This is a genomic window from Glaciimonas sp. CA11.2 (assembly GCF_034314045.1).
In the GTDB taxonomy this organism is placed as follows: Bacteria; Pseudomonadota; Gammaproteobacteria; order Burkholderiales; family Burkholderiaceae_D; genus Glaciimonas.
In genome coordinates, this window is sequence record NZ_JAVIWL010000001.1 from 506643 (window position 1) to 519370 (window position 12728).

Here is a 12728-nt window from a genome sequence, read left to right on the forward strand (position 1 = left end):
TGTCGCTGTCGACTAAGGTGGAGGCATTGGGTGCTGCTTCGAGTACGACATAAAAATGTAGCGATGCGCCTTGCCTACCGAACTCTTAGTCAGGTTAAAGCTGTCAATGCGCCGATTGATGGCGGATCGCTTCGTTCGCGAATAAAGTCAATAATCTTTCGCGGAGGCTTGCGTATCCCTCCCGTCATTTCTAATGTAAAACGTATTGCTTCTCTCAATAGAGGTTGCCGACTATCTAGAGTCTTGCAACATTTTTTGTAAGGCAGCTGTGAATTTTCACACCCGCAATGTTCGTCGTCATTGAGTTCCAAAATCCGCTCGTACACATGAGGAATCGATTGTGCTCCTGGCCAACGCCCTATTGCTCTTAAATGAAGATGCCTGAACGCCCACAACGTATAGAGATCTAGCAGGACGACAAGTGGGTCACCAAGTACCCATGTTCGGTCTCTTGGATCATATGCACAAATAGAACCGTCAGGAAAATTTGTATGTCGAGGTCCAATCCACTCATAACCAATAACGTGGTTTCCTTGAAAACACCATCCGCGTACATGTCCACTAACAAAGTCTATTCCGACTACAAAATTAAATTTTGGAAAAACTCCCGGTAACAAGCCGCTTTCAGCAATTAACCAAATTCCAGCGTCACTCGCCCAAACTTGAGTCCCGGGATAAGCTACTTTAACTAAACTCATTTCTGTTCCGTATTGCTTACAAATGCCTGAGACGAAGACCGATGTGGTTTCACCTGTCGGCCGGGGTCCTCCAGGTGACCATGTGATGAATGATCCTTGTGTTGATGGTTGCCATGGTGATGTTCTTCCCCATGATGATGTTGCTGTAGATCTTCTTTCTTTTCGTGTTGCATGTTTATACTCCTTACCCGGATCCAAAGGGAAAATGGTGGATGTTCCGGGCACAACAATTCCGCCATTTTTTATTACTGGAAATGCGTTTGAATCAAGCTGGCAGCCAATATTAATTAGCATATTAATAATTTCAGCTTTCATATTTGTCCTTAGAAATGAAAACAACCGTTTTTTTAGCAATAATTTCAATGGCACATGGTGTCTTATGCTATATTGACTTGTCGATTCCGCATGTTAATGTTGATTCTACATGACTTGTCGATTATGTCAAGTCATATATGTCGAAAAGGTTATATGGAAAAATCAGAATTAAATTCGTTTGCACGACGTCTTCGCTATGCACGTGAGGAATTACGAAAACTCAAACAGTCTGAATTGGCTGAAAAGGCGAACATACCGGCAACTTCAATCTCGCACTTTGAAAACGAAGAAGGTAAACGGAAACCTTCATTTGACAATCTACAATCGCTTGCAAAGGCCTTAGACGTCACTACAGATTTCCTTTTAGGTAGAACGGACGACCCTTGCGGAAATACCGCCTTAGATGAACAGCTTTATCGCGACGTAAAGAATTTGAGTGAGGCAGATAAAGCAATGGCAGAGGCACTAATTAAGCAATTGGCAGAACGACGACAATAAAAAGGATCGGTATGGACGAGTTGAAGTTAAAAAGCGCCACACAGTTTGCGGAAAAATTGGTTAAGGATGCTGGGCTTCAATTCCCGATTGATATCCTTTCCATCGCGCAGGAGCGGAATATTCTTGTGGCTGCGAAGCCAGCAAGTTCGAAGGGGGTGTCTGGCATGTTAATTCGTTCTGGAAACGATTTTGCAATTGCGTACGCGACACACATAAAAAGCGAGGGATTCCAGCGTTTTAGCATAGCCCACGAATTGGGGCATTACTTTCTGGATGGTCATCCAGAGGAGGTTTTTAGAAATGGGGCAACAATGCACGAATCAAAGGCAGGGTTTGGTACTGTCGACCAAATTGAGCTTGAAGCTGACCACTTTGCTGCAGGACTTCATATGCCAAGCCATTTGTTCAATGCTGCTACTGCCAAATTTTCAGATGGTCTAGAAGCTGTTCAAGGGTTAGCGAAACTTTGCAACACATCTCTCACAGCCGCTGCAATTCGTTATGCCGAATTGGCTGAAGCTGCCGTCGCAATCGTCCTTAGCCATGGACAAACAGTTGATTACTGCTTCAGTTCAGAGTCAATGCGCAGAATCAAAGGTTACAGACATCTAAAAAAGGGAGTACTGCTCCCTAAAAACACTACAACATCAAACTTCAACAAACATCCAGAAAATATTGCTTCAGGATTGGAAATGTCTGATAGCACCGATCCAAGTATTTGGTTTCATATCGACGATGAAATCGACTCTTCCGAAGAGGTTATTGGACTAGGCGAATACGGCAGAACTCTTACGGTGATAACAGCGGAAATTCCAGATGAAGACGAAGAGAATTAATCTTGACTAGCCATTATCTGAACTATTCCGCTGTGTGGCCTGACTTGTGGACTATCAGTTCTCTGGACAAGATGTGATCGCTTGCTAAGAATTTAAAAAGGAACAGAGAAAATCCTTATTGTCGCTCTTGCAACTGGGTTGCCTCACTCAATAGTTGATACGTAGCTTTTAAGATTCGAACATAGGAAAATCCGACGGATTTAATTAGCTGCGCATTTCGAACGTTACAGTAAAAAGAGTCCAGATTCAGAGGTGAAAGAAATGTCTTCAATAAGCGCCACAATTAGGCTTCGGCCCATTCGATTTGCATTCCTAGTAAGGCCAAATGACAAGGTCAGCTTACTTAAAATATTTCAAATAAATACTTGTCTATGGGCTGGCTCATTTAACCCAATCATTCCAGTTTTTAGTACTGTACCAAAATGGTGGGATCGCCATGCGCACCATTTTGAAAAGGCATCACAAATCATAAATGGCTACCTCGATTACTTTGAGCCAGATTTTTTAGTCGAAGCAGAGGCTGGATTGGCAAGCACGCTAGAATTTGATAAAGACAGAATATTACAACTTTCAAGCTTATTGAAACCAGGAGGTGAAAAAGTTGGCGGTTTTGGCTTAGATGTATTTGATCTTTATCGTGATCTGTATCGTAAAGAATTCCAGTTCGTGCGTCGCTCGGAACAAAATATTTTTGATATAAGATGTAGACCAAAGGATAAGTCATTTAAACTTTTTTGTGCCTGTTCCTATGGAGCTTTTCCCACAGACGACGGGATGGAATATTTCGGCCATGGATTTTCCGAAATATTCAATCCTAAAAATATTTCACTATCGCCTGAAACGTTTTCTGAGATTCACACTTCAAATTTCACGACTTCATTGAAGATTGGCCACTCAAACATAAAAATCAATTACTTTGATCACAGTGATCCAGTTCTTTTCGTAATGAATGCCAACGACCCGCGAGATCTAATTGACTATTGGAATTTGCGCGCAACTAAACCCGATGTTTTGGCAATTCCACTTCAATGGATTGAAGCCTTATCACCATTCTGCAAAAACTTAATTAAGCGCAACCATCGACCATTGCCTGGCAATCCGAATGGCATCATGATTCGGCTCACAACTATGTTTGCAAGGTCAATTCCGACCGATGATATTTTAAATTTATATAACGCGTACTTAAAGGTAGATCAAGATGGTGCGAACGTTGTGCAGGATTGGTACCCTCCAATTTGGCGGCCGAGTCCCAGCTTTTCCGTACGTCGGACGAGACCAATCTTAACTGCTAAAGAAAAGCAATTTGATACTCAAATTAACGAGGAATTTCCCCAAATCCGCTTCAATTCTTTACATCCTGATTTTGCAGAAGAGTTTGGTGGTGCAGATTTCAGATGGGCCAACGTATTGAATTTACGTGATTGGACTGGGGAAGATCGAATCGCGACAGTTTTCCCATGCAACTACAAAAGTTCGACCTACCCGAAATTTCGTTCGCAACTTGGAAAATTATTGTCTACAACCGAAGGACTAACATTCTTTTCGAGGTTCAAGGATTCTTCGAATATTTGGAGACTTGATGACGGCACGACTGCTATTAAAACATGGTTGAAGACTTTGAATATTGAATCAAATTTGTCGGATGCAGGCCGAACGACTCAACAGATAATTTATACATTAGGCGGATTTTGGGGCGTTGACAAAATTGCGCACAAGGACATCATTAGTTTACTAAATAAAATTTCAAGACAGCCGATCTCTCCATCAATGCAAGCAGATGAATTCAAAAATAGAATTGATGCGTTCGTAAAGAATGATATTTGGCGGCATAAGAATTTCGAAACATTGGTTGAACGTGGCGCGGTTGAGCTGGGGCTGGAACTGAAATGCATTAAGTGTGGAAGTTGGGGGTGGCACCCAATAAATCGATTATCCAATGAAGTTGACTGTCGGCTCTGCTTAAAAAAATTCAAATTTCCTTTGGTCAGTCCGGGCTCAAAACACAACTCCAAATGGGCCTATCGTCTGGTTGGCCCATTTGTGCTTCCTGATTTTGCAAAGGGAGGGTATGTGCGCGGCAGCGTGAATATGCCTAGCTTTGGGCAACTTGAAAGTGCCTAGTGCAATTGGGTGATCTGATTTTATATTTCCGTATTTTCAGCTCAACATAATTCTCCCGAAGAGCGCGACTTCGTTATTCATCCTTATGTCATGACGAATCCGAGACCAATTGAATACTGTTGAGAGAGTGATGCAGGCAGATTGTCGGCGAGGTCAGGCATGGCACGCTGGCGCAGCCAGCATGCCATGCCTTCTTTTGATTAAGGCTTCAAATTTTCAATCTGATCCTTCATGCGGTAACTTTTCCCCTCAATGAGGATGGTTTCAGCATGGTGCAGAAGTCGATCAAGCAAGGCTGATGTCAGCGTACTGTCGTTGTTAAAGATTTCAGCCCAGTGTTTGAATGCCCGGTTAGAGGTCACGATAGTAGAGCTACGTTCATAACGCGCACTAATAATTTGGAACAGACAGTCAGCACCAAATTTATCGATCGGAAGGTATCCAAGCTCGTCAATAGCGAGCACAGATGGCTTCAGATATTTGTTCATTTCACGCTTGAATCCGCCAGCTGCTTGCGAAGCCGAGAGTGAGTTGATGATCTCGGCGGCCGAAGTAAATAACGCCGAATGACCCTGCAAGCAGGCAGTATGAACCAGTGCAGTTGCCAAGTGACTCTTTCCTAAACCAACACTGCCAACAAAGATAATATTCGCCTTATCCTTTAGAAAGCCAAGACGAAATAAATGCCGGACCTGTAATTGATTGATGTTGCTCGGCCAGCTCCAGTCAAACTGGTCAATCGTTTTTAATACCGGCAATCGTGCAGCTACAATGCGTCGTAATGTTGTGCGGTCGTTGCGCTGATTGCTTTCGCCATCGATCAATTCAGCCAGGTAATCTACATGCGGCGACTGATCTAAAGCCGCCTTCTGTCCTAACGATTCAAAGTGTTCATTCATATACGGCATGTGCATAGCCAGCAGTTGCTCATGTAATACGGCCATATCACATCCGAGGTCAGGTTTGGCGATGTCAGCTTTTGTTTTCATGATGGCTCAGTTCATATAGGGAGAGATCGGGCTCGGCAATCGTCATGTCGAGTAGGTCCTGCCGCCGTGTCAATTGCAAGGGACTTGCTTGTGGTAGTTCGCGGGCACGAGCTTCAAGCAAGTTGGTAATGTATTCGCCACTGAAGGCATCAAACACCAGCGCATCTTCAATGGCACGGCCTGTTTCAGCAACCCCGTAAATTTCTGCAAGGGCATTGATCTTGGCGACATGATTGCGCCAGTTAGCTCGGCGCACCATCAGTCCTTCGTGGTATTTTCCGGCTTGTGGGGTCAGAGACAGGAAGCGCAACAGCAGGCGCTGCGCCTGAGCATTTTTGCGCTGCTCAACAAGCACCTTCGGATGATCCGGGTTTTCAATATCTTGACCGCGCTCGTAACTGCGCAGATGCCAGGCGATGAGTTGATCGGCGTAGTAAATGCAAACGCGCTCCGGATAAGCTTTGAGGATCACGATGATGCCTACGTAGTGCACCGGTACGGAGTAACGATTAGCATCAAAGGCCACACGAAATTGCTTGGACACCCGTGCCGTGCTGATGCGGCCAATATCATAGGGGGCCGGATTGCAGGGCTGCAGATGTGCCCGTTCTTGTTCAAACATGTCGATCGGACGCTGATGCGTTTTGGCGTGAATGCGGACATTGGCAACCGTGTCCAACCACAATTGTGCGGCTGGATTGACTGCATTGAAATCGCCCAATTCCAGACCGTTGAGGAAGTTCTTTTTGACATAGCCGACACCATTTTCAACTCGGCCTTTTTCCCACCCTGAAGCTACATTACAGGCCGTAATCGTGAAGCCACAGTGACGGGCGTAATCCAGATAGCGTTGATTAAATATCGGCGCACAACCCGCTAAATGACTGAGTACGCCAGTTTTTAAATTGTCGATCATGATCCGACTCGGTACCGCATTGAAAGCTGCAAAGGCATGTTCATGCGCTACCAGGAAATGCTCCATCGTCTGCGCGACAAAGAACTCCAAATACATGCGCCGGCTATGGCACAACACCATGACGAAGAAGCTCAGTTGCCGACGTGTTTGACCCACGCCAATCGTGCCCCAACTGCCCCAGTCAACCTGCGCCGCTTCGCCCGGTGCGAACACCAACGTGAGGAACGCAGATCGATGTTTGGGCCGTATGAGACGGACATATTTTTTAACCGTGCTGTAGCCACCGGCGTAGTTGTTTTCACGCAGCCGCTGGAAGATCTGCTGGGCACTGAACGGGTGTGTATCGAGCAGCCGAGTGACTTCTCCTTTGAAGGGGTCCAATACGCTCGGCCGGGGTACTTTTTTTCTGGGTTCGTAATGCAGCATATATCAACCCAGCTCGCTACCGTGCGGTGGTGTAAATGAAGTGCTGCGGCGATCTGGCTCAAACTCATATGCTGCCGATCACGGCAATCTCGAATCTGGCACCAGAGTTCATAGGTAATCATGGGCGCTTACCGAGTGCATCATGAAGTGCCTTCAGATGCGCTTGCACTGTCGTACTCGCCGATATGTCAGTGGTTGTCAGCGTGGATGTCGGTGCTGGCACCATCGTGGGGTGTGGTGCGGCTTTAGGTGGGAGCGGCTTGTCTAACGCAAGGATCTGGTAGACCGGTGGGACGTATGCCAGTAGCTGTGCCTGAATCAAGCCTGTGCGGCTGCGGTGCAAACGCTCAGTATCCATTGATAAAATCCGTGCGATTGCTCCATCCCCATACCAGCTTAGTCCCTGAGCATCGGCCACCGTGACCAGGAACAGATAGAGCGCCATCGCATAGGCATCCAATTGATCGAGGTAGTGCTCACGCACCAGGCGCTGATCGATCCAACTGAACTGTACTGGCACCTCGCGCCGGCGCTGTGAACAAATCAACTGTTTTGATGACGTCATCTGGCAATCCTCTGTGGTAATATCGGCGCCTAATTGTTGCAGTTTCCGAGTGGTGGACGCTATGTCATCTTGTAACGTTAAATTGAAGAAATGGGCCAGAAAGCCAATAAACACCAGCGATTGCGGGCCGATGACATCTTGTAACGCAGGTTCAGCCATCTTTGCTGGATTTTTATCGGCCTCATTTTTCTGTTTGATATCAATAGGTTGCGCATGGCAGTGATCTTGTAACGCAGTGGCCCGTTTAACTTTTTGCTGCTCACGGTATTCAGGGTGATCCTTTTGCCAAGAACATACCCGGTCCACCGCTTCAGGTCCGCTGAAATAATCTCGGTTCTCTGGCTTATTGGTCCATGCGCGTTGACTCGCCGCTTTTGATGCTTTTCGGCACGCGGGTGCATTGCAATATTGTTGGTGGCGGGTGTTGCGGTGGTCGGCATCGAACGAATGCTTACAGCACCGGCAGAGGCGACGTTTTGTGGGTCTCATGAGGAATCCTCCATGACCCTATGATGCGCCGCATAAAATGGTTAAAAACCAATAAATCGAAGGCAGAACAAGACTAAGTGCGAAGAAAAGACAGTTTGGAGTGAAAAATCAGGAAGAAAATACAGAATAAAATAATGGTGGATGTGGCAACTATTAGGCACTTTCAAGTTGCCGGAAGCTAGGCACTTTCGGGTCGCCGATCACAAATGAATGCATACCGTCCTTTGCTGGCTGTAAATCCAGTTCATCTTTCTCAATAAAATGTCGTCTCAAACCGTAAAAACTAGCAGCCTCATTACTTAAATTGGCACTTTGCTCCGTTACTGTGAACTGGATTGGAATTCGATGAACAGCGTGATAAGTCAGCCAAATAGAACAGAAGTTGAACGCATTTTGGTATTCATCCCTGCTTACAACTGCAACAAACAAATCACCCGAGTGCTGGATCAATTCAAAGGTGTGGAGAGTTACTTTACTGAGATTCTGGTTGTCGATAACCAAAGTCCGGACAATACGCTTGAAGCAGTATGCCAATCAGCAAAGCTGTCCAAACTGCCAATGACTATTATTCGTAACGATGGCAACTACGGGCTCGGAGGATCACACAAGGTAGCGTTTGGCTATGCGACGGAGAATAACTTCGACTACTGTATCGTGCTACATGGTGACGACCAAGGCAATATTCACGATTTAATTCCCCAATTAGAAGCCGGAGCTCACAGGAGTGTAGATTGCCTGCTGGGTGCGAGGTTCGCACCAAATGCAAAACTGGAAGGCTACTCGCTTTTTCGCCGGTTCGGAAATCAAGTATTCAATGTACTATTCTCGATCGTTGCAGGAAAGCGGCTCTATGACCTTGGTTCAGGACTTAATCTTTATAGGGTAAGCAGCATTGCACGTGAACAGTATAACGGCTTTGCAAACAACCTTACCTTCAACTATTTCATGATCCTAGCGTCTGTACATTGGGGCTGGAATATTTGTTTTTTCCCAATCACGTGGCGCGAAGATGATCAGATATCGAATGTCAAGCTTGCACGACAGTCAATGCAAGTGCTAAGCATTTTGGCGCGCTATATTTTCCAACGAAGTACTCTACTTTCCCAGAATTTCTCAGGGCGCAATAGCGATGACTATAAATATACTGTCATTGCGCGACATAATCCGTGCTCCAGCCTTCAAGACTGATGGGGCCTACTCGCGACCGCTCGCTATCTACAAAACTGTTTTGGCTATCGGTATTATTCTTCGTGGCATATGCTGGTCTGCGAACCATTCAAGGAAACATGCCAGCCGCGCTCAGCGTTTTTATGCCGTCTATTTTAATCTATGGACTGGGTCACCTTCTACGGGCCATTCGATTGGGAGTACTGCTCGGCGCCGGACAAGCACGGAGTTTACTTGCAATGTATTTCTACACCGCAGCATGCTCTGCTATCATCCCGTTCAAATTAGGCGAGCTTGTCAGGATAAATGAGATCGCGTGGTGGAGCGGTGGCTACTGGCGCGGACTACTTATAGTCTGGATCGAGCGCGTCTTTGACGTCATAGCGTTGGGAACCATGGTCGTGCTCATCATTGGCACCGGCGCGGAAGAGCCCAAAGATATTGGACTGCTGCTATGGGCAATCAGTAGCTTCGTATTTTTATCTGTATTGTTCTTCTTCATCCTACCAGAACAGCTATGCAGCCTAAATCTGCATGTGATACGCAGCTATCGGGGGAAAAAAGCACTGCGCATTTTGCGTATGATCGAATCGTGCTATGAACTCTTCGATCAAGTTCGCCCGCTGCTGGCCGGGAAACTGATCACACTATCGCTGCTGACGTTCTTCATCTGGGTTGCCGAACTACTTGCATTAAAGGCCCTTTTCGATTCAACTCAAAGCCTAGGCGCTGTGATCAGGTTGGTGCGACAGGTCGCGATGATCCTTGGCGACAGCGACCGTGCCTGGCGACTGGAGGCCAGTTTCGAAGACGTCAAGATCTTCTCACTCGTCGGACTAGGCGTGGTCGCCTTAGTATTTTATATAAAAATTCGTATTCAAACAAAAAGAGGAAGCAACTGAACCATGATAAAAGTGCTCCTGTACGATAACTCATCCTTCGTTTCGCAGGATATTGGCAACCTTCTCGGTGTAAGCCGCTTCTCCGATATATATTATCGTAAGCGTTCTCTGGATCGTTGGGTAGCCGATATCTGTCGCGCAGCGGGCATCCAGTTCATCGAAATTGGGGGCGACAGTAGTGGGCGCGAGGCTGTCAGACAACTCGGGATATTAGGCACAAGGAATCTGGTCGTCCTATATCTGCCGGCATTTGTAGCCTTCGGCTGCGTCGAAGAAGACGCATCAATTTTTCTCAAAAAACTGAGTCTAACCCGCTCATCGCTCGCTGTTTTCTCAAATGAAGCTGAAACATCGATGGGCCAGATGAGGGCAGCTGCCACCGTTGGCGAGCTTGCCCGCTCGTTATTACAAGCCGCAGCAACAGGCGAGAACATTAACGATCTAATCAGCGCTGCACTCGATCAGATGCACCCGATTAAAGGCGATGTGGATATGATCGACATGCGTGATCCACTGCACTTCACTGACTACCTAACCAGCAACTTCGATGCAAGATTCTTCAACTCTGTGCAGACTGTAGACGACTTTGTGTTGATCAAGCGCTCGTCCGAAGTTGAAAAGCTGCGCCGCGAATTTAAGTATTACAGCCTTTTATCGCCAGTATTGCAGATGTTTTTCATTCAGCCATACGATTTCAAACTGGAAAATGGAAGCGCCAGCTACAAAATGGAACGCCTGTTTGTGCCGGATATGGCGCTTCAGTGGATTCACGGGTCGCTGGACGAACTAAGCATGAAGCGATTTCTCGATAAGGTATTCTATTACCTGTCACTACGCCCGAACCGACAGGTTGGCGCAGACGAGGCACAGACAGTGCATGAGGAAACCTATCGCGGCAAGGTTCAAACGCGTCTGAGACAACTCAAAGAACAACCAGAATATCAAAAGTTAAAGCCCTATTTAGACGCAAATTTTGGCGGTGTCGATATTTTGCTTGAACGATATCTTAGACTACTTACCAAGGTTGGCGGGCGTGCGTTGGGTCGCGATCTATGCATTGGACATGGTGACCTTTGTTTTTCCAACATCCTTTACAGTAAGACTACTGGCCTAATGCGCTTCATCGACCCCCGTGGAGCAGACGGGGATGCGGATCTGTATGTAAGTCCATTCTACGATCTGGCAAAGCTCTCCCACTCAATTGCTGGCAGCTATGACTTCATCAACTATGGGCTCTATCGAATGGAGATCAATGCCGATTTACAGATCGATCTACAAATCGATCCGGGGCCACCAGCCTGGGCACGCGAGATGTTTGACGCGCGATTGCTGGATGCAGGCTTCAACCCAGCAATGGTCCGCGTTTTTGAGGTGTCACTATTCCTCAGCATGGTTCCGCTACATATTGATGCACCTAAAAAAGTGCTGGCATTCCTGGTGAATGCCAACACGATTCTGACAGAGCTAGAATTAATCATCTAAGGACTACGCAATGATTTCCAAAGAACGCAGCCTGGTAATGGATGTAGACGGCACGTTATGCCCGATACGTCAGCCAGGTGAAAGTTATGCCGACCTGCAACCCTTTCCAGAAATGATTGAGCAGCTGCGTGAATATCGAAAAAAAGGGTTTTATGTCATCCTGTTTTCATCTCGCAATATGAATACCTTCGATGGCAATGTCGGAAAAATTGCAGCAATAACCGGCAAACAAATGATGGAGTGGCTTGATCTGCACAGCATTCCCTACGATGAACTTCACCTTGGCAAACCTTGGCCAGGTCGTGGCGGCTTTTATGTTGACGACAAGGCTATTCGTCCAGACGAGTTCCTGAAGTTGAGCTATGAGGAGATCCTGGGTCTGGTGGGCGATGAATCTGGAGGATGGTAAATGACAAACGTAGTAATTACCATGGCAGGCTTAGGTAAACGGTTTCGCGATGCTGGCTATGATTGCCCTAAATATGAGATTAATGTCCACGGTCGAACGTTGTTCGAATGGTCAATGTTGAGTCTGCGAAGCTTCATCCAAGCCGGTGCCAGATTTATCTTTGTAGTACGGCGCGAAGACCACGCTGAGGCCTTTATTCGCCAGGAATGTAAAGTCGTTGGTATCACTTCAGTAAAGATCGTAGAGATCGCAGAATTGACCGATGGCCAAGCAACGTCGGCAATACTCGGTGGCGATGTACTGGATAGCCCAGAAGAACCCTTCCTGGTTTACAACATCGACACGTTCGTGCATCCTGACGCATTGCCAGCCGATGAAGTACGCGGCGACGGCTGGGTGCCTTGTTTTCCAGGAAAGGGCGATGGCTGGAGTTTTGCTGCCGCTGAAGTTGATGGAAGCATCACGGATATGCGTGAAAAAATGCGGATTTCGCCGCATGCGACGATCGGGCTGTACTGGTTTTCATCCTATCTGCTATACAAACAAGTCTACGCTGAGTACTACAGCGATCCTGCAAGGATGGAGAAAGGTGAGAAATACATTGCGCCGATGTACCGGCAGATGATTCAAGATGGGTGTCAGGTTTACTTGCAGGAAGTGGGCTTCGATGCGGTCATTCCGCTGGGGACACCGGCTGAAGTTGAGGCTTTCGAGCTACGGGCGCCGCCAATAGTGAATTTACCCAAGCACCCCGATGGCCTGTGAGCCTAACAAGCGTCACTCGTCGTGATAGCATCTTGGAGAACTCAGATATTACAGAACAACCGAATAGAATTCTATCAAAAGACTTTGCTACCAACGAATCGAGCAGTAGCCTAACTTTAAAGCTCCCACACCAGCCCACGATCCCAGCTG

General features: G+C 46.8%; 12 protein-coding genes. 8 read left to right on the plus strand and 4 right to left on the minus strand.

The features are described 5' to 3' along the window. Window positions 1-89: 89 nt before the first annotated feature. Window positions 90-1013, minus strand: coding sequence for a hypothetical protein (locus tag RGU75_RS02130; protein ID WP_322232600.1), 924 nt, complete (start codon window positions 1011-1013; stop codon window positions 90-92). Window positions 1014-1166: 153 nt separating this feature from the next. On the opposite strand from RGU75_RS02130, the gene RGU75_RS02135 reads away from it, so the two are divergent. From RGU75_RS02135 to RGU75_RS02145, 3 genes are all read left to right on the plus strand, one after another. Continuing rightward, window positions 1167-1511, plus strand: coding sequence for a helix-turn-helix transcriptional regulator (locus RGU75_RS02135; RefSeq protein ID WP_322232601.1), 345 nt, complete (start codon window positions 1167-1169; stop codon window positions 1509-1511). A gap of 11 nt (window positions 1512-1522) precedes the next feature. Further along, window positions 1523-2347, plus strand: a complete 825-nt coding sequence (locus RGU75_RS02140) for an ImmA/IrrE family metallo-endopeptidase (RefSeq protein WP_322232602.1) — start codon at window positions 1523-1525, stop codon at window positions 2345-2347. A gap of 261 nt (window positions 2348-2608) precedes the next feature. Then, window positions 2609-4468 (plus strand): hypothetical protein, encoded by a 1860-nt coding sequence (locus tag RGU75_RS02145; protein ID WP_322232603.1) that lies wholly within the window; start codon window positions 2609-2611, stop codon window positions 4466-4468. 200 nt (window positions 4469-4668) lie between these two features. Here RGU75_RS02145 and istB read toward each other — a convergent pair whose 3' ends face one another. From istB to RGU75_RS02160, 3 genes are all read right to left on the minus strand, one after another. Then, window positions 4669-5457: an IS21-like element helper ATPase IstB gene (gene istB / locus RGU75_RS02150; protein ID WP_322232604.1), complete on the minus strand. Its 789-nt coding sequence runs from the start codon at window positions 5455-5457 to the stop codon at window positions 4669-4671. Then, window positions 5441-6799 (minus strand): IS21 family transposase, encoded by a 1359-nt coding sequence (gene istA / locus RGU75_RS02155; RefSeq protein ID WP_322232605.1) that lies wholly within the window; start codon window positions 6797-6799, stop codon window positions 5441-5443. The genes istB and istA overlap by 17 nt, the downstream gene beginning before the upstream one ends. Window positions 6800-6917: 118 nt before the next feature. Further along, window positions 6918-7853 carry a hypothetical protein gene (locus RGU75_RS02160; RefSeq protein ID WP_322232606.1) on the minus strand — a complete coding sequence of 312 codons (936 nt, stop codon included), beginning with the start codon at window positions 7851-7853 and terminating at the stop codon, window positions 6918-6920. Window positions 7854-8198: 345 nt separating this feature from the next. Between RGU75_RS02160 and RGU75_RS02165 the strand changes: the two genes are divergently transcribed. The 5 genes from RGU75_RS02165 to RGU75_RS02185 all read left to right on the plus strand — a co-directional run bounded on the left by RGU75_RS02165 (window position 8199) and on the right by RGU75_RS02185 (window position 12578). Beyond that, window positions 8199-9041 (plus strand): glycosyltransferase family 2 protein, encoded by an 843-nt coding sequence (locus RGU75_RS02165; RefSeq protein WP_322232607.1) that lies wholly within the window; start codon window positions 8199-8201, stop codon window positions 9039-9041. Between the two features lie 98 nt (window positions 9042-9139). Next, window positions 9140-9922: a lysylphosphatidylglycerol synthase domain-containing protein gene (locus RGU75_RS02170; RefSeq protein WP_322232608.1), complete on the plus strand. Its 783-nt coding sequence runs from the start codon at window positions 9140-9142 to the stop codon at window positions 9920-9922. Between the two features lie 3 nt (window positions 9923-9925). After that, the gene (locus tag RGU75_RS02175) at window positions 9926-11404 is read left to right on the plus strand and encodes a capsular biosynthesis protein (RefSeq protein ID WP_322232609.1); all 1479 of its coding nucleotides are present in this window, start codon (window positions 9926-9928) and stop codon (window positions 11402-11404) included. Between the two features lie 10 nt (window positions 11405-11414). Continuing rightward, a complete protein-coding gene (locus tag RGU75_RS02180; RefSeq protein WP_322232610.1) occupies window positions 11415-11813 on the plus strand; it encodes a capsular biosynthesis protein in 399 nt (132 codons plus the stop codon). Beyond that, entirely contained in the window at window positions 11814-12578 is a 765-nt protein-coding gene (locus tag RGU75_RS02185) for a glycosyltransferase family 2 protein (RefSeq protein ID WP_322232611.1), read from the plus strand. The last annotated feature ends 150 nt before the right edge of the window (window positions 12579-12728 follow it).